The sequence below is a fragment of the Streptomyces sp. NPDC048270 genome (assembly GCF_040652335.1).
Lineage (GTDB): Bacteria > Actinomycetota > Actinomycetes > Streptomycetales > Streptomycetaceae > Streptomyces.
This window is the reverse complement of the sequence record NZ_JBEZLV010000046.1, coordinates 3,370-23,311: the sequence shown is the minus strand read 5'-3', so window position 1 is coordinate 23,311 and position 19,942 is coordinate 3,370. Positions and strand designations below refer to the sequence as shown.

Here is a 19,942-nt window from a genome sequence, read left to right as displayed (position 1 = left end):
GCGGCCCCGAGGACGGACTTTCGGGCCGTCTTGCTGCCCTGGCGCACCCCTGCCCACGGGACTGGAAAGCGCGGCGTCGGAGGTGGCCGGCGGGTGCCGAGTCGTCCGGCTCAGTACCAGTGGTGGGTCTGCCAGAAGTTCCAGGCCGCCTCGGGGCTGCCGTAGCGGCTGTCCATGTACTGCAGGCCCCACTTGATCTGGGTGGCAGGGTCGGTGTGCCAGTCCGGGCCGGCCGAGGCCATCTGCGATGCGGGGAGGGCCTGCAGGAGTCCGTAGGCCCCGCTGGACGGGTTCACGGCTTCCGGGTTCCAGCCGCTCTCGTGCGAGACGATTTCGTTGAAGGCCTGGAACTGCGCCGCGTTCGGGATCAGCTCGTGGGCGATCGTCTGAGGGGCGGATTCGGTGGCGGCGTGTGCCGACGTGGCGCCCGTCAGGGTGGCGGTGGCGGCTGCGGCGACCAAGGCCGTCGCGACGGCCTTCCGGCCGAAGGCAAGGCGGCGGGCTGCGTTGCGGAACATGTGGGAGCCTTCCCTGGGGGACAGAGACTGTCACCGGCCCCGTCCGCAGTCCGTCCGGAGGTTTTCCGGAGGCTGGCGGGATGGGAATGCGACGCGGCGACCCGTCCAGTGCTAGCCGAGTGGTCCCTAGCCCGACAAGGCCTGCCGGCTACTAGCCGTACGTGGGGCCGCCCGCCCGCGGGGCGGCCCCGGCCTGGACGCCGCGCAGGTGGGAGATACCGTCCGGTGCTACGATCTCGGGTCGTTGCGGGACCAAGGTCCTGTGCATCAGGTCACAGCCGATCCTGGGGAAAATCCCCGGGTGCCACCGCTCGGGCCCTACGCCTCCGATGCCCGTCCTGAGCAGCGGCGAGGTTCAGCCGACCCAGCGCGAGGAGCCGGTCAATGAGGCCTCGATCTTATGGATCCTGAGCAGCGAGCAGAGGGCCTCGGCTTCCTCTCGCGGGATGTCGGTGATCACTGCCTCCCGTCGTGCGCTCAGCAGCTTCGGTTTGCTGACGAGCTGGAGGGATCCCGCGAAAACGCCCAGGCCGGGCACCTGGCGGACCTTGTCGAGGGGTGCGAAGGCCGTGTTGTTCATGCCGACGACGATGATTCCCCTGGTCTTGACCCAGAACACCAGCAGGCGTTCGCCCACGCTGAGCTGCTTGAGGAGCACACGGTTTTCCGCGTCGATCGCGGACCAGTCGAGGTCTTCGATGACCTGTTGTGCCGCGCGGCGGGCGCGTTCGGTGCGTTCGGTCTTCTTGCGGGCCGCGGCACGCGGATCGCCGGTACGCGCTGGCCTGCCCGTTTCCCTGGGTTGTGCGGGGTGCTGCCCGGGGGCCGGTTCGGGGGCCAGTTCGGGAACGTCGTGGACCGGGCCGGTCAGGGAGGGCGACTCGTAGCCGGACCAAGCATCGGCCTCGAGCGCCGACGCCAGGTCCTGTGCGAGTGCCCTGAGAACCTCGTGCAGCCACGCGGTTACCGGGTCGTCCGCCGGACGGGCCTCGTCCCCGGGCTGGGTGGCGAGGTAGTGCAGGAGGAGGTCGGCCGTGTCCGGGAAATAGCTCCCGATCACCTGTGCTGCGGTGCTCCTGCTGTGCATGAACCCGGCGGCTTCGAATGCCTCAGCCAAGCTCCTTTCGACCGTGTGCCGGTCGGCTCCCCAGCACTGCTCGATCACCGTGTTGACGGCCCAGAGCACGTGTTCGTGGACGACGCCCGCGTCAGGCACCATTCCGCTGTCAACTCCCACTGTCCACCCCGTTCGTTCGCGTCTCCCAGTCTTGCGGAAGCGTCTGGCCGAGGAGCCGTTCCAGGGATCCTTACGGGGACGATCTTCCCGCCCGATCGGCCGCCCGTTCACGCAGCGGGCCGGACGGCCCCGGGATCATCCGGTCGGCACCGGCCGCCGCCCTCCTTCGCGGGCTTGCCGCAGCCGCATCGCCACCGGCTCCGTGTACCTGGCGGTCAGCGGGCCGACCACCACCAGGATCAGCACGTACGCGGTGGCCAGCGGGCCGAGTTCCGGTTGCACGCCCGCCGTGACCGCGAGGCCCGCGATGACGATGGAGAACTCACCCCGCGCCACCAGGGTGCCTCCGGCCCGCCATCGTCCCCGTTCGCCGACTCCGGCGCGCCGGGCGGCCCAGTATCCCGTGGCGATCTTGGTGGCGGCTGTGACGAGGGCCAGCACTAGGGCGGGCACGAGCACCGGCAGCATGGCCGCTGGGTCGGTGTGGAGACCGAAGAAGACGAAGAAGACGGCCGCGAAGAGGTCCTTGAGCGGGCTGAGCAGCGTGTGCGCGCCTTCCGCTACCTCCCCGGACAGGGCGATGCCGACGAGGAACGCGCCGACTGCGGCGGAGACTTGGAGCCGCTGGGCGACTCCGGCGACCAGCAAGGTGAGGCCGAGGACCACGAGGAGCAGCTTCTCCGGGTCGTCGCTGGAGACGAAACGGGAGATGGTCCGGCCGTAGCGGAGCGCCACGAACAGCACCGCTCCGGCCGCCGCGAGGGCGATCGCGACGGTCACACTGCCCGCGGCCAGGGACACTCCGGCCACCAGGGCGGTGACGACCGGCAGGTAGACGGCCATGGCCAGGTCTTCGAGCACCAGGACGCCGAGGATCGCGGGTGTCTCACGGTTGCCGACCCGGCCGAGGTCGCCGAGGACTTTCGCGATGACGCCGGAGGACGAGATCCAGGTGACGCCCGCGAGGACGACGGCGGGGACCGGACCCCAGCCGAGGACCAGGGCGGCCACGGCACCCGGGACCGCGTTGAGGGTGAAGTCGACGAGCCCTGCGGGGTACTGGGTCTTGAGGCTGGTCACGAGGTCGGAGGCGCTGTATTCCAGGCCGAGCATCAGCAGCAGGAGGACCACGCCGATCTCCGCGCCGACGGCGATGAACTCCTGGCTCGCCCCGAGCGGTACGAGGCCACCGTTGCCGAACGCCAGTCCCGCCAGGAGGTAGAGGGGGATGGGCGAAAAGTGGAAGCGTCCGGCGAGGCGGCCGAGGATTCCCAGCACCAGGATGACCGCGCCGAATTCGATCAGGAAGACTGCGGCGTGCACGGGCCCCTCATTCCTGTGCGAGGAGGTCGGCGGCGGCGGCCACGCTCTCACGCGTTCCGATGACGATCAGTACGTCGCCGCCTGCCAGCCTGAAGTCAGGGGCCGGGGACGGCACCGCTCCGGTCCGGCGCAGTGCCGCCACGACGGTGGCGCCCGTGAGGAGCCTCAGCCGGGTCTCGGATAGCAGCCGCCCACTCCACCGGGAGTGGGCGGAGAGCTCCGCCCGCTCGGCGACGATACCGAGATCCGTGCTGTGCAGCAGGGTGGGGCTGTGGTGGGCGGGCATCAGTGCGTCGATCAGGGCGGTTACCTCGTTCTCGCAGAGGTACAGGGCCTCGGCGCAGGCATCCGGGTCGTCCGTGCGGTAGACGCCCAGTGTGCGGGTGCCGTCGCGGTGCGCGACCACGGAGACGTGGTGGTCCTCGCGGGTGATCAGGTCGTACTGGACGCCTATGCCGGGCAGCGTGGTCGTCCGCATCCGGGGTGTGGGCACTGGCCTCTTCCTTCTCTGGCCCCCCGCCCCACAGTCCTCCGCGGGGTGGCATCGGCGGACCGTACGCACGGGCAGACATGCGGGAGGAGCGGACGCGCGTTCGGGCGCCCCTGAGGACCACTTCCGGACCTCCGCCGTACCGCAGCATGGGCGCGTCCCGCCCGCGCGGCGGCGGGGTGCGGCTCCGCGGCATCGGCCCGGTCGGGCAATCCGTACGGGCGAACGCGGGAAGCGGGCGCCTCCGTCAAGGCGCTTGACCTGGCGCCCCGGTGAGTGGAGTGATCAACGCAGTGGAAGTTTCGTCGACCCTCTGGGTGCTGACCATTCTCGGTCTGGGTATCCTCATCGGCGCCGATTTCTTCATCGGCCGCAAGCCACACGATGTCTCCATGAAGGAAGCGGGCATCTGGACGGTCGTCTGGATCGTCCTCGCCGTGCTCTTCGGTCTCGGCCTGCTGGTGTTCGGGCACGGCCAGGCCTCGCAGGAGTTCTTCGCCGGTTTCATCACCGAGAAGTCCCTGAGCGTGGACAACCTCTTCGTCTTCGTCCTGATCATGGCGAAGTTCGCGGTCCCCTCACAGCTCCAGCAACGCGTGCTGCTGATCGGCGTGCTGATCGCCCTCGTCCTGCGCGCCATCTTCATCGCCGCCGGCGCCGCGATCATCACCAACTTCTCGTGGGTCTTCTACATCTTCGGCGCCTTCCTCATCTACACCGCGTGGAAGCTGATCCAGGAAGCGCGCAAGGACGAGGAGGACGAGGAGTTCGAGGAGAACCGCCTCCTGAAGTCCATCGAGAAGAAGTTCGGCGTCGCCGACCGCTACCACGGCACCAAGCTCTTCATCCAGAACAACGGCAAGCGCGTCCTGACCCCGCTGATGGTCGTCATGCTCGCCATCGGCACCACCGACGTGCTGTTCGCCCTGGACTCGATCCCCGCGATCTTCGGACTCACCCAGGACCCGTACATCGTCTTCACCGCGAACGCCTTCGCGCTGATGGGCCTGCGCCAGCTGTACTTCCTCATCGGCGGCCTGCTCAAGAAGCTGGTCCACCTCAGCTACGGCCTCTCCGTCATCCTCGGCTTCATCGGCGTCAAGCTCGTCCTGCACGCCCTGCACGAGTCGGGCCTGCACGTCCCGCAGATCTCCATCCCGGTCTCCCTGGGGGTCATCTGCGGTGTCCTGGTGATCACCACGATCACCAGCCTGATCGCCTCGAAGAAGCACGATCGGACCGCCGCATGACTGGTATCGAACGTGTCCTGGAGGCGCTGCAGGCGGATGCGGAGTTCCGCGTGTGGGGGCTTGCCTGCCTGCTCTTGGCGGGCTCGTGCACCACGGGCGCGGCACGTCTACTGAAGAGGGCCCGGGCGCGGCGCTGACCGGCCGGAGGCCCGAAAGGGCGCCGGGACGCCCCCTAGTGTCTTGGCCCTTCGAGCCGCCCTCCCGGTCCTCCCTCGTGGGCAACCGAAGAGACCACCGGCAGGTTTCCGCATTAAGTGGGTTACTCCTCATATCTCTCAAGTTTTCCTCAAATAGGGCCTAAGTACGGAGAAGTAACACCGGTTCGGTACATGAAGTCCCCGACAGCGGCCATGGTCTTGACGTGTCGCCGGGAGGGAGGCTGTTAGGGCAAAACCAACCACGACCTCCAAATGACAGGCGCACGGATGCTGCGACCTTGGAAGTCACCAGAGGGGCGCCAATGTCAGCCGAACGCATATTCGTCCACGTCAAGACGTCCGACCCGATCTCCGAGGCGGGGATCGTGGCGGCTCTGAAGTCCCGGGGCGAGATCTGGATCACCGAGGAGCACCAGCTCACACCGAAGACCGTCGCACTGATCGTCTCCGACGAAATGGACGAAGACGCCCTCCGTCTGCTGCGCACCGTCCGCGGGAAGGGTCTGCAGCAGGCCGTCGTGGTGGTCTCCGAACTCGACGACGCCGGCCTCATGGTCGCGGTGGAGGCCGGGGTCGCCGGGCTCGTGCGTCGGCGGGAGGCCACGGCGGACCGGCTGGTGCAGGTCATCACGTCGGTGCAACGCGGTGCCGGTGTCGTTCCCCCCGACCTGCTCGGCCGACTTCTCAAGCAGGTGTCCCAGGTGCAGCGTCAGGTCCTCGCTCCGCGCGGTCTGCGCTTCAACGGCCTGACCGACCGCGAGGGCGAGGTGCTGAAGCTGGTCGCGGACGGCATGGACACCCGGGAGATCGCGGAGTCGCTCTCGTACTCGGAGCGGACCGTGAAGAACGTCCTGCACGATGTGACCCACCGGTTCCACCTCCGCAACCGGTCCCACGCGGTGGCCTACGCCATCCGCGAGGGCCTCATCTGACAGATGGAGCCACTACTCCTCGATCCGGCCGCGGGGCCGTACGACCGAACGCCTCGGAGCGTTCCCGTCGGAGGGCGCGGGGCCCAGCCCCATCCCGATGTCGATCCGGTCGGGTGCCTGCTCCAGATCCTCGTCCGCGTCGAACGGCATCGGGGCGATCACGACGAGGTGCAGCACCGGCGACACCGGGACCTGCGCGCCGCTCCAGGGGATGGGAACGGGGTCGGAGGGCGCCACCATCAGACGTACGGCACCGGAGCGGAATCCGGTAAGCGACGGGTGCAGGAGCTCGTCCGGTACGGCGGAGGACACGGCAGCGGCCCGCATGACCTCGCCGAGGAGTCCGTAGCACTCCCGCCAGTCAGTCGCCGACGCGGTCAGTTGATAGGAGTACTGGAAGAGGCCCGACGGTCGCATGCGTGCCACGACCTTGTGGGAGGCGTCCCGCACGAGCATGCTGCCGGCGCGGCTGAACTCCTCTTCCCGGACGTCGTAGAGGAAAGCCCGGAGCGCGCTCCCCCCGCCGCTGTCGGGGAATCCGGCGGCAGGAGAGTCGAAACGAAGGTCGGCCATCGGCAGGCAACGCCGCAGCCAGGATTCCAGCGAGAAGGTGACGGCATCCATCATCCGTCCATCGTCGCCACAGGCCCTCGCGGACCAACCTTCGAAAGGGCAGGCCGAGGCGCCATCCCTCCGTTCCCTTTGAGGCAGCGGACTGTGCATGAACGGCTGGCTCCCCGCCGCTGTCACACCACCGACCGATCGTGAAATATCTGATATGCCGTACAGGAAAGCGAGGAAAGCGTGCCCAATTATCTGACCCCGGGTGTCTATGTCGAGGAGACATCCTCGGGGATCAAGCCAATCCAGGGAGTCGGCACCGCAACGGCGGCCTTCGTCGGCTTCACCGACAAGGGGCCTTTCAACGAAGCCGTACTGGTGACCAGCTGGACCCAATACACCACCGTCTTCGGTGAGTTCGTCCCCGGCGCTTACCTTCCTCAAGCCGTCTACGGTTACTTCCTCAACGGCGGCGGCAACGCGTACATCGTGAGCCTCGGACCAGGAACGCCGGGTACCGCCGCCCAGGAAGCCCCGGCAACCCTGGAGGCGTCCGCTCCGGTACGCGCCGACCTCGCCGGGCACAACGGCTCGCGGCCGTCGTTGACCGTCGGACTGAGCCCGGCCGGCACCTCGAGCACCGGCGGGCCCGTCACCGTCGAGGTCGAGGACGCGACCGATGGGGGCGACGACGTCTTCAAGCTCGTCGTGCGCCGTGACGGCAAGGTGGAGGAGGTCTATGACAACGTCTCCACCAAGAAGGGCCCGGCTAACGTCCTCACCGCGGTCAAGCAGTCCACGCTGATCACGGTCGAGGAGATCAAGGGCGCCGTCCTGGCCCGCCCGGCGAAGGGCGCGAAGGCGTCCCTCGCCCCGGCCCGCCCTGCGAACGCACCCGCGGTCGCGGAGCAGGCCGACGTCTCGCCCGGTCTGTACATCGGTGACACGGCGTCCCGCACCGGCCTGTCCGGCCTCGAAGCCCTCGACGACATCACCATGGTCGCCGTGCCGGACCTCATGGCCGCCTACCAGCAGGGCGCCATCGACGCGGAAGGCGTCAAGGCCGTCCAGCTGGAGCTGATCGCGCACTGTGAGCTGATGGGTGACCGGGTCGCGATCATCGACCCCCTCCCGGACCTCAACGCGCAGCAGGTCCGTGAATGGCGCCAGGAGTACTCGGCGTTCGACTCCAAGTACGCCGGTCTGTACTGGCCGTGGGTCAAGGTCATGAACCCGGCCGAGAAGAAGGCCGAGTTCATCCCGCCGAGCGGCCACATCGCCGGTGTCTGGGCCCGTAACGACGACACCCGCGGCGTCCACAAGGCTCCGGCCAACGAGGTCATGCGGGGGGTCCTCTCCCCCGCCCTGGCCGTCACCAAGGGCGAGCAAGCGACCCTCAACCCGATCGGCGTCAACTGTCTGCGTGTCTTCCCGGGGCAGGGCGTCCGGGTCTGGGGTGCGCGCACGCTCTCCAGCGACGCCGAGTGGCGCTACCTCAACGTGCGGCGTCTCTTCAACTACGTCGAGAAGTCCATTCTCGACGGCACCAACTGGGTGGTGTTCGAGCCGAACGACCCGTACCTGTGGGAAGGGGTCCGGCGCACCATCGTCGCGTTCCTGACCCGGGTCTGGCGGAGCGGCGCCCTGTTCGGCCGTAGCCCCGCCGAGGCCTTCTACGTCCGATGCGACGAGGAGAACAACCCCCCAGAGAACCGCGACGCGGGAATCCTGACGATCGATATCGGCATCGCCCCCGTCAAGCCGGCCGAGTTCGTCGTGTTCCGACTCTCTCAGTACGCCCAGGGTTCCTCGCTCGACGAGTAGTTCGAAAGGAATAGATCAACATGGCAGACAACGGAGCACCCGTCGCACTTTCAGCGGCGGCCTTCATGGTCTCGTTCGATTCAGCAGGAATGGCATCCTATTTTTCGGAGCTTTCCGGCATCACGAGCGAGATCGAGCCGGTCGAGTACATCGCGGCCGACTCGAAGACGGGTGAACCCGTCCTCACCAAGCAGTTCGGCAAGGTGAAGCCCCCGACCGTCACGCTCAAGCGCGGTGTCGACGGCTCCGGAGCGCTCTTCGCCTGGCACGAGATGGCCCGAGCCGCCGTGGGCGCGGCACGCATGTCCGGGACCCTGTCAATCCTGGGCCATCCCGAGTCGGTGGGTGCCGAGCGGCCGGTCCTGGCCAAGTACTGGCTGTGGGGAGCCTGGCCGAGCAAGGTCGAGGTGGGCAACCTCAAGGCCGGTACCTCCGAGATCGTGCTCGAGACCGTCACCTTCACCTGCGAGCGAGTCACGACGACGCCGACGTGATGAACTCAGAGGTCACAGGGAAGAACATGAAGACCGAATACCCGTTCGTCCTTCCCCGCGGGTACGTCGACGCCGAAGGCCGTGTGCACCGCAACGGACTCATGCGGCTGGCCACGGCCCGGGACGAGATCGCCCCGCAGGTCGATCCGAAGGTCCAGCAGAACCCCGCTTATCTGACGGTCCTGCTGCTGAGCCGGACCGTCACCAGGCTGGGCTCCGTGACGGATGTCGGCTCCGAAACGATCGAGAACCTGTTCGCTTCGGACCTGGCGTTCCTCCAGGACCTGTACCGGCGGATCAACCAGGAAGGACGGACGGACGCCGAGGTCAACTGCCCGTCGTGCGCCCACTCCTTCCTCGTCGATGTCGCCGGGGAGGCCCCGGGGGAATCCTGACGTACTCGGCCGACCGTCTCTGGGAGGAGGTCGTCTACGTCGCTTACTACCTGCACTGGTCCGCCGACTCCGTCCTCGACCTGGAGCATCCCGCACGCCAGCGGGTGATCGAGGAGATCGGCCGGATCAACAAAAAGATCTCGGCAGCAGACGGACAGAACGAATGACGTCCGTCTGAGCCCTTGAAAGGAGGCGACCATGCGGTGGTCGTGGAAGTCCGCGCGGACCTGGGTCCGCCGGGTACGCACGGTCGGGACGGCGGAATCCGCTCCGGTACCTCGTCAAGGGTCTTCGTCATGGCGGAGGCTGCCCGTTCTGCGCACCACGGTCCGGATCACCCCCTGGACCGTCGCGGCGATGGGCCGGGCAGCCACCGCACAGGCCGGCACACGGTCCCTGGTCCACCGGGCACCCGCTGCGCCCCGGCGCGGAGCCGCGCCCCGGGGCCGGGTGGACTCGCTCGTCTCCCCTCTCATCACCGCCACGGAAATCCCGGTGGCCCCCGCTTCCCCGCCCCGCCCGTGGGTATCGCGGGAGGCAGCGGGAACCGCCATTGTCGGGGTCGGTGCAGCCGACACCGCACCGGCCCCGGCGGCGGAGGATGCTCCTGTCATCCCGGAGCTTCGCCGCCGGGTGCCCGTGGTCACACACACGGCCATGGACACGAACGACCGGCGGGACGACCCTTCGGCGACAACACCGTCGCTCACCCGCGCCTCTGATGAGTACGTGGGGGAACCCCGGCCGGTTACCCCGCCCCCGGCCCGCTCGCAGTTCGACATAGCGCTCGATCCGTACCGGCCCCCGGGGGTGGCCGACCGGCTCCGGGCCGCCGCCCAATCGCCGCACTACGTCCTGGCAGTCCAGGAAGGCAACGACGCTCCCAAGGTGCAAGTTCCTCCGGCCCCACAGCCGGTGCTTGCCCAGTCCACCGTCCAGGCACCGCCCGGCTCCCCCCGTGCGAGCCTCGCGGAATCTCGGCGGCGCACCCTTGTCCAGCGGTCCCAGCGGCACCCCGGCCGTTCCGTGCGGCAGCCCGCCGACGGCGCTGCGCCGGCGGACGACACCCAGCCCCCGACCCCGGATTCCGGGCTCATAGGCCCGCCCCCCGGCCCGGCCAGTGTCCCGGAGCCGCCCACCGGCGACCGGCCGCTCCCGACCGTCGCGGCGCCGTACCCGGATTCCGGCCCGGGGCCGGAGGATCCCTCCGTAGGTGCCTCTCCCGACGACGGCGAGCAGATTGCCGTCCTGGAGGACATGGTCACCGCTGCCGTCCCCCAGACGGCTGCTGCCCCTCAGGGCTGGGAAGCCGAGTGGAGTCTCCGGCAGTCGGGACGCTCGCGGCATGTCAAGGCCCACCTCGCGCGGGGGCCGAGCACGGGGGCCCAGGAGTCTCCCGCGCCTGCCCCTCCCCTGGCGAGTGCCCGTACCCCGAAACAAGCCGCCACTGCCTCTTCCGCGACGGAGTCCGAGACTCCGACGGAGGGCGACACACCCGGCGCCCCGCTCCGCCTCCCTCGTCCCGACCTCACGGAGCTGGAAGCCGGACCCCTGCCCGACATCGACATGCCGGCCACCTCAGCCGTCGGGACAACCGAAGCCGTCACCGGCCCCTCCGACAGCCGGCGTCCCGCCCCGCAGCCGGAGCGGGACGCCGTGAGCCCGGCCCTTCCGACCTCGGGTCCCGGCGCAGCCACGGAAACCCCCGGGCACTTCCCGGAACTCGTGCACCCCCCGGCCGCCCGCCGCGCCGCCGAGAACCTGGACGGTGCGGTCCCGGACGCGGCGATCGGTGCGGATGCCGTGGTGCGCGCGGTACGGCGGTCGGCTCCGGAGCCGACCGGCACCAACCCGCGCACGAGTGACGGACCCCATCCGGCATCGGAGCCCTCCGTCGTCCCTCCGTCGGCGGAGTCGGCCTCCGAGTCCGGAGAAGCGCCGGTGCCACCGGACCGGGCGGCCCCGGGCACCCGGGAGCCGTCCACTCCGACCGATGCGGAAGCGGTCGCCCTCTCCCTCTCATCGGACGTTGCCGACCGAAAGCCGCCGACCGGGCCATCGGCTCCGACGCCGACCGACTGGCCCGCACCGGCTCCCTCGGCAGGCTCCGCAGTACATCCGATGCCGTACGACGGCGCCGTCGAACGCTCAGGCATGCCTCCGGCCCGACTCAGTCTTCCCGCGATCTTCCACGGAGCCCCGCAGTCCGCCCTGCCGTTCCACGCCGCCGTGCCGCTCCTGGTGCACCGGCGGCGCGATACCGCAGGCAGGGTCCTGATGCCTGAGTCCCGGGCCCCCAGGGCTCTGTCGCACCTCGCGGCAGAGGTGCCAGGGGCCGACCGGCCTTTCGCCGTGGCAGGCGTCTCCTTGCCTCCGGCGACAGGTGGCCTCCTACGCCCCCGCATAGCGACGTCCCCCCTGGCACCCGTGTTCCCTGTAGAGCCCGCGGAGTCCGCCCAGCCGTCCGGTTTCCCGGCCCCCTTCTTCGCTGCCGCAGAGGCAGGGCCGGAAACCGGCGGAACCCCCGCCTACGCGGACGACGAGGGCCGTTCTCCGCACGGAATGACGACGGCCGACGCCCAGAACGGGGCACCAGATGTACCCCCGCTGCGCCTCGTGCACTCCTCCCAGTCGCTGCCCACGTCGGACGCGACGCCCCGGACCGAAAATCGGGCGTACCACTCCCGGGGAGCCCTGTACGCCGTCCCCCAGTACGTAGCCTCGCTCTTCCAGGGCACCCCCGCGAAAGGCGTTGCCATACCCGATGAGGAAACGCTCCTGCCAGGTGCCACAGGCCCCGCAGACGAAAGGCTAGGGGAGCTCGTCTCGGCAGAGGAGATGGCCCTTGCCGTCCAGCGGACCGCGGTCGGCAGCGACCTCACGGTCCCTGTCACGGCACCCGCCGGTGCTGCGCTGAGCGCGCAGGCACGGGCGGGACTGCAGTGGTTCGGCGGTGCACCGACGCTCCACCACGTGCACATGCACGGGCAGGCGCGGCCGGCCACGCCGGGATCCTCCCCGGCCGCCCCTCTCCTGTCCGACAGCGCTGGCAACGTCGCCTCTCCCCAAGCATCGACGGCTCCGCCGTACGGGCCGATCGGGGGCGACTCCGCCGGTGCGTCGCCGCACGGTCCGGGCGAGGTGACGTTCTCCGTCGGCGGGGGCGCGGACGGCCCGGGCGGTGGCTTCGCATTCGGCCCGGGCGGCTTCCCGCCCGGCGGCGAGGCGAGCCGGGCGGGAATTCCCTTGGATCGGACACCGGAGTGGGCGGCGCTGCTAGACATGCTGGCGGACCGGAGGAGTCTCCACGCGTACCTCGACAATCCGGCCTTCCTCGACGCCTTGGCCGGGCGGCTCCATGAGCGCATCCTCGCGCACATCCGGCGGGAACTCGTAGTGGACCGCGAACGGCACGGCCTGCTTGCCCCTCGCACTTGACACCCACTCAGGCAATGGTTTCGCCCGGCTCGGACCGGTCTTCGGGAAAGGACAGTCATGAAGGTCAACCAGGCGGTCAGGAACTTCAGTAAGGGCTCCGACGCCTTCTTCGGCTCCGTGAACATGGCGCACAGCTTCACGGTGGCCATCGACCGCTGCCAGTACGAACTGGGCGACTGGGCCAGCGCGTCAGGTCTCAACGTGACCTGGCAGACCTGCGAATACCGCACGGGTGACAACTGGAACCATCCACTGGTCTTTCCCGGGGTCCCGAAGTACCAGAAGATCAAACTGTCCCGGGCCGCATGCGCAGATTCCCAGGTGGTCCAGGAATGGCTGACGGAAACCTCGGTCCGGAACGTGCCGCTGACCGGGGCCGTTTCCCTCGTGAACTGGCTCGGCGTTCGTACGGTCACCTGGGAGATCCGTGAATTCTTCCCCGCCGCCTGGGGCATCGGAGAATTCAATGCCGCCCAAGGAAAGGTGGCGATGGAGACGCTGGAGCTGGTCCACACCGGTTTCCTGAACGACGACTTCGCACCTGGAAATCCCGGCCCTCAACTGCCCCACATGTACTGAGGGTTCATTCCCTCATGCTTCACGCCAAGGAGCCCAGATGACTCAGAAGCTGCCGGGCATGCTCGGGACGCACCCGGGACAGGCAACGACCGCGCTGCCCAACCTGATGGGCACCATGCTCGACCCACGCCAGGCCCGCACCCCCGGCGACTACCCGCGCGCCGGCCTGGCCATGCGGTTCCACGTGGCTCTGGACGAGTGGGAGACGGACCTCGGGATGTGGTCCAGCTGCCGCGGCCTTCAAGTGCAGTTCACGTCCAAGGAGATCGCCGAAGGCGGCGAATACTTCGACCATGAGCTACTACCTGACCGGTTGAAGTTCAGCGCTGTCACTCTCGAACGCATTATGACCCAGGAGGACTCCCCCAAAGTCCAGGCATGGCTTTCCCAGGTGGCAGCGAGCTGGACGGGTCACGAGTACGACGGCGGGCACCAGTACACGGGCCAGAACGTGACAATCCGACTGTTCGACTACCAGGGTCGTGTCGTGACCAGATGGGTATTGAAAGACGCTCTACCAAAGGAGTGGACAGGCCCCGAACTGAACGCCCAGAGCAACTCGGTGGCCACTGAGAAGATCTCTTTCGAGCACAGGGGGTTCCTGGAATGAGCGGCGGACAAGCACTCGCGCAAGGGGCGACCAATTCGATCACCCGTCCCGTGACCAAGGCGGTACTGACCGGACCTTCCGGAAGAATTGACTTCCAGTACAACCCAACAGAGATCAGTATCTCTCACAACGCCGAAGGGTTCTCCGACCCCATCGGGAAGAAGGAGCCGGACGACCGCAGTGTGCTGAGCGGTCTGGCCACCCGTGGATCGACCCGGCTCATCCTGTCCACTCTCACCTTCACCGGAAGCCAGTGCCAGACCAATGTCGCCCGCCTCATGAAATGGGTGAAGCCGTCCCAGCCGCAGCAGGACGGAAAGCCCCAGCGAGAGCGGCTGCAGTTCCAGTGGGGGTCTGCCGGGTCAGGGTTCCTCTACGAGGCTGAGCTGATGCGGTTCGACTGCACGTACACGCGTTTTACCTCCACGGGACAGCCCATCAGGGTGGAAATCCGCAACCTGACACTGCATGTGTACGACGAAGAAGCAGCGTCTCATGACGGCCAGGCCGGGCCGTTGGTCGGATCCACTGCGCTGCCGTCCCTGCGCCCGGATTCCGGGCTCGGGAGCCCCGGCGGAGCGAATAAGCCCCTGGGGGCTATGGGCGATCTCACGCGGGCCAGCATCCAAGGGATGGGGGTGGCCGGATGACCACGCCCCTATCACTTTCTCAGCCCCTGGCATGTATCCGCGCGGGAAGGGCCACCGCTCAGATCCTGGGCGATGACGTCCAGCGGCAGGTTTTGCGTGCCGTGGTGGACAGCCGTGTCAACATGCCCGCGATGGTAGAGATCACCTTCCGTGACGACCGGGCGGATGTCCTCGCTGCGGCGGGAATCACCTTCGGCAGCACGATCGAGGTGTGGACTCAGGAGAGCCAAGACGGTCCTGCCGCCCTCGTCGGATCCGGTGAGGTCACAGCCATCGAGGGAGACTTCTTCGATCTCTCTGTGATCACCGTCGTTCGCGCCTACGACCCCAGCCACCGCCTCCAGCGCAACTCACAGGTACGCACGTTCGTCAACATGACCGACTCCGACATCGCGCGGCAGATCGCGCAGGAGGCGGGGCTGTCCATCGGCCGGATCCAGGCGACCCGGACGTCCCACGTCCATCTCGGTCAGATGAACCAGACCGACTGGGAGTTTCTCACCTGGCGCTGCCGTGAGATCGGGTACGAGTTCGGGGTCGGTGAGGACGGCTTCTTCTTCCGGCCCGCCGCCACGCCGACCAGTGCGCCCGTGCTCCTCGAACTGCAGCGCAACCTGCGGACCTTCCGTCCCCGGGTGACCGCCGGCAACATGGCACCCCAAGTGGAGATGCGGGTCTGGGACCCCCTGGAGGTCCGGGCCGTCTCGACACAGGCGGACACGGAAGGCAACGGCGTCGACCTCACCGGGGCCACACTCTCCGGGGCCCTCCGCGGGGTGGCGGGGGTCGGACGACCACCGGTTCCCGCGGCCGGAGACCCTGCCCTGGGTCCCGCCCCCACCACCGACGCCCGGATCCTCACCAGCACCCTGCCCGCCTCAGGTGCGGCCATCGGTGCCGCATCCGGCGAAGCCCTCCAGGGGCCCGCCGGGCGGTTGGCGGGAAGCTTCGCCGAGGCGCAGGGCGTCGCCTGGGGTGATCCACGGATCCAGACGGGCTCGGGTGTCCGGGTGACCGGGGCCCCCGAACCGTTCTCGGGCGAATGGACCGTGGTGGCGGCCAAGCACGTCTTCGACCTGCTGGACGGCGGCTACCGCACCCAGATGCAGCTTGGGAACCACGAGGACCGCACGCTCCTCGGGCTGGCGGCGGGCTCGGGCGGCCTGCACACCGCACCACGTGTACAGGGCATGGTGTGCGGGGTGGTGACGGACGTCAACGATCCGGTCGGCAAGGGACGGGTCAAGGCGGTCCTGCCCTGGCTGGCCCCCGACCACGAGACCGACTGGGCCCCGGTTGTCCAGATGGCGGGCGGCCGCCGGGCGGGCGGGCTGATGCTGCCCGAGGTCGGCGACCAGGTGCTGCTCGGGTTCGAACTCGGCGATCCGCGGCGGCCGTATGTCGTCGGCGGCGTGCTCAGCAACTCCAGCACGTACTCCCCGGGCGGGCCCGCGGTGGAAGCGACCGGCCGTACGGCGGAGGTGGTCCGGCGGGGAATCGTCTCGCCGTCCGGGAACATGCTCGCCTTCCACGACAAGCTGCCGCCCGCGCCGGACCAGCCGCCGACGGCCTCGGCGATCGTCCTGGGTACCGGGGACGCCAGCCTCGGCCTGGCCATCGACCAGGTGGCCGGAACGGTGACGCTAACCTGCCGGCCGCAGCCTCCGAACAGCCAGACGGCCGCCGGCGGCATCCACATCGACTGCGGCGACGGCGGAACGGTGGACATCACCGCCGGGGCCGGCGGCCACGTCAACATCGATGGCGGCTCCACCCTCAGCATGCGCGCCCAGACGTCCATCAGCATCGAGAGCTCCGGCACCGTCGCCATCAAGGGCTCCAAGATCGAGCTGAACTAAGTCCAAGGAGAACGGCTGTCATGGGCAACGACTTCATCGGCAAGGGCTGGGCCTTCCCCCTAGGTGCGGGTGCCAACGGCGGCATCCGCACGGTCGCCGGGAGCTCCCTCCTCGAACAATCCATGCGGCTGGTGCTCACCACCTACCCCGGGGAGCGCCGAATGCGGCCGGGGTTCGGTTCCCGGCTGCGTGATTTCGTGTTCGCTGGCACCGACCCGGACACGCTCGACGAACTGAGCCGTGAGGTCACCTCTTCGCTCACGGCCTGCGAGCCCCGCGTTGCCGTCGAGGCGGTCGACGTGCAACCCGATCCGTACAAACCCAGCCTGGTGAACATCCTGATCACTTATCGCACCAAGGACGGGAACGACCCCCGGAACATGGTCTTCCCCTTCTATTCTCTCCCGGACGACGACACCGCTCCGGCCGACCCTGATGCAGGAGCGCAGTAGGCGTGCTTCCCACCCCCGACCTCGACGACCGGCGCTTCCAGGACCTCATGGAAGAGGCGCTCCGGCTGATCGCCCGCCGTTGCCCAGAGTGGACCGACCACAACCCGTCGGACCCCGGCGTCACCCTCGTCGAAGCGTTCGCGATGATGACCGACCAGATCCTCTACCGGCTGAACCAGGTACCGGACCGGCTCTACGTCAAGTTCCTCGACCTCATCGGGCTGCACATGCTGCCGCCGGCCGCTGCCCGGACCCCGGTGACCTTCTGGTCGACGGCCCCGGTGACGGAAGCCCCGCTCGTGGTCCGCAAGGGGACCCGGGTGGCGACCCTGCGCACCGAGACGGAGGAGGCCATCAGCTTCTGCACGGACGCGGACGTCACGATGGTGCCGGGTCCGCTGGTACACGTGATGCGGATGGCCGCCGGCAACGACGGCCTACCGGACGCCGTCGAATACGGCAGCCATGGTGTGAGGGCCCCCTTTCCTGCCTTCAGCTCCACGCCGCGGGCCGGGGACGCGCTACTCCTCGGGCTGGAGAACGCGGTGCCGGGCTGCGCGGTGCGCGTCGAGTTCAACGGGCGCATCGACGGCGTCGGCGTGGACCCGGAGGCCCCACCGCTGGCCTGGGAGGCGTGGGACGGCGCGGTTTGGTCTCCGTGTGATGTGTCGCTGGACGAGACGGGCGGCCTGAACCGCTCGGGCCGGGTGGTCGTGCACGTACCGGAGGACCACCGCTCGGTGGTACTGGCCGGACACGGCGCGGGCTGGCTGCGCGCTCGCATCCTCGAACCCGACGACGGGCGGCCCGGCTACACGGCGAGTCCGGTGGTGCACGGGCTGAACACCTCCACCGTGGGAGCGACGGTCACGGCGACCAACGTGGAGATCATCGACGGGGAGGTTCTCGACGACGCGGAAGGCGTTCCCGGCCAGCGGTTCGCCATATCCCGGCGGCCAGTGCTCGCCCCGTACGGGGAACCCGTCCTGGAGACGGCGGTACGCGGGAGCAAGGACATCTGGGAGACGTGGACCCGGGTCGAGGATTTCGCCGCGAGCGGCCCCCTGGACCGGCACTTCGTCCTGGACCCCGTGGCGGGCGAGGTGTGCCTGGGGCCCGCGGTCCGCGAGGCCGACGGCACCCTGCGCCAGTACGGCGCGGTCGCTCCGGACGGAGCCACCGTACGCATACGAAATTTCGCCGTCGGTGGCGGAGCGCGCGGCAACGTGGGCTCGCGCGCGGTCCGGTCGCTGATGTCCTCGCTGCCGTTCGTCGCGGGGGTGGAGAACCGGCAGCCCGGCCGGGGCGGCGCCGACGGGGAGACGCTCGCCGAGGCGGTGGCCCGCGGCCCGCTCACCCTGCGCAGCAGCAACCGGGCCGTGACGGCGGAGGACTTCGAGACCCTCGCGCACGAGGCAGCCCCCGAGCTGGCCCGCATTCGGTGCCTGCCCAGCAGCGAGTACGGCAGCGTCAAACTCCTCGTGGTTCCGACGGCCCCGGCCGGCGAGCGGGTCCGGCTGGAGCACCTGGTGCCCGTACAGGAGACCCTGGACCGGGTGGCGCGGCGGCTGGATGAGGTCCGCCTGGTTGGCACCCGGATCATGATCGAGCCGCCGCTCTACCGGGGCGTGACCGTCGTCTCCAAGATCACCGCCCATCACCGGGCAACGGCCGACCGGGTCCGCCGGGACGTGGAGGATGCGCTGTACCGCTTCCTGAACCCGCTGCCCGGTGGGGGCCCGCAGGGCCAGGGCTGGCCGTTCGGACGGCCCGTGCAGGTGGGGGAGATCTTCGCGCTGCTGCAACGGGTCGACGGCGTCGACCTGGTCGACGACGTGCGGCTGTTCGCCGCCAACCCGGTCACCGGTGAACGCGGCCAAGAGACCCGGCGCATCGACCTGGCCTCGAACAGCCTGGTGATCTCCTACGACCACCACATCCGAGTGGACGAAGCCCGATGAGGGCCGCGATCGAGGGGCTGGGCAGCCCGTACTCGCTCGTCCAGCTGCTGCCCTCGGTGTACCAGGACGACCCGTTCAGCGTGCGGCTCACTGCGGGCTGGGACGAGGTGATCGCACCGGTGATCAACACGCTGGACTGCCTCGACTCCTACATCGACCCACGCCTAGCCCCGGAGGACTTCCTGGTCTGGCTGGCCGACCGGATGGGCACCCAGCTGAACGAGGACTGGCCACTGGACCGCAAGCGGGCGGCGACCGCGCACGCGGTGCAGGGACACCGGACGCGCGGCACGGTGGAAGGCCTGCGGGAACGCATCGCACTCGCCACGGGCGGGCAGGTCGAGCTCTGGGACGCCGGCGGCGTCTTCACATCCCCCACGCCCGAGACCTCGTTCCCGGAAGGCCTGCCGTCGGTCGCGGTGGTCCGGGTCACCGTCGAACGGGAACAGGACGGCGACCCCATCGACCTGGAAGCACTGGTGCGGGAGTGCGTGCCGGCGCACGTCCCCTACCGCATGGAGGTGGTACGCCGATGATGATCTGTCGCCGCTGCGGCGGGCGGAACCGGGACAATGAAGACTTCTGTGGTTCTTGCGGGGCCTTTCTCGAATGGTCCGGAGAGCGGGCGATCCCGGAAATCTCGGAAGACGTCCGGGCCGAGGCCCAGGCCGTGACCGAGCAGCCGAAGGTCCCGTTGCTGCGCCGGATCGTGCAGGGGGCGTCGAGGGCGATCACACCTCCCGCCACCGGCAGCCCGGTGGAGGTGCCGACCGGTTTCGGCGGCGGCATGCGGCCCGGCGGCCTGGGCGGACCTCCCCGCCCGGGCGGCCTGGGCGGACCTCCGCGGCCTCCGGGCCTGGGCGGACCTCCGGGCCTGGGCGGACCTCCGGGCCTGGGCGGACCTCCGGGCCTGGGCGGACCTCCGGGCCTGGGCGGACCTCCGGGCCTGGGCGGACTCCCGGGCCTGGGCGGACCTCCGGGCCTGGGCGGACCCCCGCGGCCCCCGGGCCTCAGCGGACTCCCAGGCCTGGACGGACCTCCCCGGCCCTCGGGTCTGGACGGGCCTCCGGGCCTGGGCGGACCCCCGCGGCCCCCGGGCCTCAGCGGACTCCCCGGCCTGGACGGACCTCCCCGGCCCTCGGGTCTGGACGGGCCTCCGGGCCTGGGCGGACCCCCGCGGCCCCCGGGCCTCAGCGGACTCCCCGGCCTGG

At 69.4% G+C, this 19,942-nt stretch carries 18 protein-coding genes and 1 pseudogene; 14 read left to right on the top strand and 5 right to left on the bottom strand.

Going from position 1 to position 19,942, the window contains the following annotated elements; genetic code table 11:
• Positions 1-110: 110 nt before the first annotated feature.
• From AB0D66_RS29390 to AB0D66_RS29375, 4 genes are all read right to left on the bottom strand, one after another.
• A complete protein-coding gene (locus AB0D66_RS29390; protein WP_362309948.1) occupies positions 111-518 on the bottom strand; it encodes a lytic transglycosylase domain-containing protein in 408 nt (135 codons plus the stop codon).
• Between the two features lie 355 nt (positions 519-873).
• Positions 874-1,737: a hypothetical protein gene (locus AB0D66_RS29385; RefSeq protein ID WP_362309945.1), complete on the bottom strand. Its 864-nt coding sequence runs from the start codon at positions 1,735-1,737 to the stop codon at positions 874-876.
• Positions 1,738-1,890: 153 nt separating this feature from the next.
• The gene (locus AB0D66_RS29380) at positions 1,891-3,078 is read right to left on the bottom strand and encodes a cation:proton antiporter (protein ID WP_362309942.1); all 1,188 of its coding nucleotides are present in this window, start codon (positions 3,076-3,078) and stop codon (positions 1,891-1,893) included.
• Between the two features lie 7 nt (positions 3,079-3,085).
• Entirely contained in the window at positions 3,086-3,571 is a 486-nt protein-coding gene (locus AB0D66_RS29375) for a TrkA C-terminal domain-containing protein (protein WP_362309939.1), read from the bottom strand.
• A gap of 290 nt (positions 3,572-3,861) precedes the next feature.
• Here AB0D66_RS29375 and AB0D66_RS29370 point away from each other — a divergent pair, with 290 nt between their 5' ends.
• Positions 3,862-4,818: a TerC family protein gene (locus tag AB0D66_RS29370; RefSeq protein ID WP_362309936.1), complete on the top strand. Its 957-nt coding sequence runs from the start codon at positions 3,862-3,864 to the stop codon at positions 4,816-4,818.
• A 460-nt stretch (positions 4,819-5,278) separates the two neighbouring features.
• On the top strand, positions 5,279-5,908 hold the full coding sequence (locus AB0D66_RS29365) for a response regulator transcription factor (protein WP_362309934.1): 630 nt from the start codon (positions 5,279-5,281) through the stop codon (positions 5,906-5,908).
• 12 nt (positions 5,909-5,920) lie between these two features.
• Here the strand turns inward: AB0D66_RS29365 and AB0D66_RS29360 are convergent, their stop codons facing one another.
• A complete protein-coding gene (locus tag AB0D66_RS29360) occupies positions 5,921-6,535 on the bottom strand; it encodes a hypothetical protein (protein ID WP_362309931.1) in 615 nt (204 codons plus the stop codon).
• A gap of 177 nt (positions 6,536-6,712) precedes the next feature.
• Between AB0D66_RS29360 and AB0D66_RS29355 the strand changes: the two genes are divergently transcribed.
• The 12 genes and pseudogenes from AB0D66_RS29355 (at position 6,713) to AB0D66_RS29300 (ending at position 19,267) form a co-directional block, all read left to right on the top strand.
• Positions 6,713-8,293, top strand: a complete 1,581-nt coding sequence (locus AB0D66_RS29355) for a phage tail sheath subtilisin-like domain-containing protein (RefSeq protein ID WP_362309928.1) — start codon at positions 6,713-6,715, stop codon at positions 8,291-8,293.
• Between the two features lie 20 nt (positions 8,294-8,313).
• Positions 8,314-8,787, top strand: coding sequence for a phage tail protein (locus AB0D66_RS29350; protein WP_362309925.1), 474 nt, complete (start codon positions 8,314-8,316; stop codon positions 8,785-8,787).
• A 26-nt stretch (positions 8,788-8,813) separates the two neighbouring features.
• Positions 8,814-9,182: pseudogene (locus tag AB0D66_RS29345) on the top strand (hypothetical protein); the annotation flags it as partial.
• The gene (locus AB0D66_RS29340) at positions 9,128-9,349 is read left to right on the top strand and encodes a DUF6760 family protein (protein ID WP_362309922.1); all 222 of its coding nucleotides are present in this window, start codon (positions 9,128-9,130) and stop codon (positions 9,347-9,349) included. The pseudogene AB0D66_RS29345 and the gene AB0D66_RS29340, both read left to right, overlap by 55 nt.
• A gap of 2,395 nt (positions 9,350-11,744) precedes the next feature.
• A complete protein-coding gene (locus AB0D66_RS29335; protein WP_362309919.1) occupies positions 11,745-12,620 on the top strand; it encodes a hypothetical protein in 876 nt (291 codons plus the stop codon).
• Between the two features lie 57 nt (positions 12,621-12,677).
• Positions 12,678-13,199: a phage tail protein gene (locus AB0D66_RS29330; protein WP_362309917.1), complete on the top strand. Its 522-nt coding sequence runs from the start codon at positions 12,678-12,680 to the stop codon at positions 13,197-13,199.
• Between the two features lie 37 nt (positions 13,200-13,236).
• Positions 13,237-13,809: a phage tail protein gene (locus AB0D66_RS29325; RefSeq protein ID WP_362309914.1), complete on the top strand. Its 573-nt coding sequence runs from the start codon at positions 13,237-13,239 to the stop codon at positions 13,807-13,809.
• Positions 13,806-14,459, top strand: a complete 654-nt coding sequence (locus tag AB0D66_RS29320) for a hypothetical protein (RefSeq protein ID WP_362309911.1) — start codon at positions 13,806-13,808, stop codon at positions 14,457-14,459. The genes AB0D66_RS29325 and AB0D66_RS29320 overlap by 4 nt, the downstream gene beginning before the upstream one ends.
• A 122-nt stretch (positions 14,460-14,581) precedes the next feature.
• The gene (locus tag AB0D66_RS29315; protein WP_362309908.1) at positions 14,582-16,318 is read left to right on the top strand and encodes a phage baseplate assembly protein V; all 1,737 of its coding nucleotides are present in this window, start codon (positions 14,582-14,584) and stop codon (positions 16,316-16,318) included.
• Positions 16,319-16,338: 20 nt separating this feature from the next.
• Complete coding sequence (locus tag AB0D66_RS29310; protein WP_362309905.1) at positions 16,339-16,770, top strand: GPW/gp25 family protein; 432 nt, start codon at positions 16,339-16,341, stop codon at positions 16,768-16,770.
• A 2-nt stretch (positions 16,771-16,772) separates the two neighbouring features.
• Positions 16,773-18,731 (top strand): putative baseplate assembly protein, encoded by a 1,959-nt coding sequence (locus AB0D66_RS29305; protein WP_362309902.1) that lies wholly within the window; start codon positions 16,773-16,775, stop codon positions 18,729-18,731.
• The gene (locus AB0D66_RS29300) at positions 18,728-19,267 is read left to right on the top strand and encodes a phage tail protein (RefSeq protein ID WP_362309899.1); all 540 of its coding nucleotides are present in this window, start codon (positions 18,728-18,730) and stop codon (positions 19,265-19,267) included. The genes AB0D66_RS29305 and AB0D66_RS29300 overlap by 4 nt, the downstream gene beginning before the upstream one ends.
• Positions 19,268-19,942: the final 675 nt, after the last annotated feature.

Bases quoted from the DNA above. Each gene is read 5' to 3' on its own strand.
- AB0D66_RS29390 (WP_362309948.1), bottom strand. From the start codon at position 518: ATGTTCCGCAACGCAGCCCGCCGCCTTGCCTTCGGCCGGAAGGCCGTC.
- AB0D66_RS29385 (WP_362309945.1), bottom strand. From the start codon at position 1,737: ATGGTGCCTGACGCGGGCGTCGTCCACGAACACGTGCTCTGGGCCGTC.
- AB0D66_RS29365 (WP_362309934.1), top strand. From the start codon at position 5,279: ATGTCAGCCGAACGCATATTCGTCCACGTCAAGACGTCCGACCCGATC.
- AB0D66_RS29360 (WP_362309931.1), bottom strand. From the start codon at position 6,535: ATGATGGATGCCGTCACCTTCTCGCTGGAATCCTGGCTGCGGCGTTGC.
- AB0D66_RS29350 (WP_362309925.1), top strand. From the start codon at position 8,314: ATGGCAGACAACGGAGCACCCGTCGCACTTTCAGCGGCGGCCTTCATG.
- AB0D66_RS29335 (WP_362309919.1), top strand. From the start codon at position 11,745: ATGACGACGGCCGACGCCCAGAACGGGGCACCAGATGTACCCCCGCTG.
- AB0D66_RS29330 (WP_362309917.1), top strand. From the start codon at position 12,678: ATGAAGGTCAACCAGGCGGTCAGGAACTTCAGTAAGGGCTCCGACGCC.
- AB0D66_RS29325 (WP_362309914.1), top strand. From the start codon at position 13,237: ATGACTCAGAAGCTGCCGGGCATGCTCGGGACGCACCCGGGACAGGCA.
- AB0D66_RS29320 (WP_362309911.1), top strand. From the start codon at position 13,806: ATGAGCGGCGGACAAGCACTCGCGCAAGGGGCGACCAATTCGATCACC.
- AB0D66_RS29315 (WP_362309908.1), top strand. From the start codon at position 14,582: ATGCCCGCGATGGTAGAGATCACCTTCCGTGACGACCGGGCGGATGTC.
- AB0D66_RS29310 (WP_362309905.1), top strand. From the start codon at position 16,339: ATGGGCAACGACTTCATCGGCAAGGGCTGGGCCTTCCCCCTAGGTGCG.
- AB0D66_RS29300 (WP_362309899.1), top strand. From the start codon at position 18,728: ATGAGGGCCGCGATCGAGGGGCTGGGCAGCCCGTACTCGCTCGTCCAG.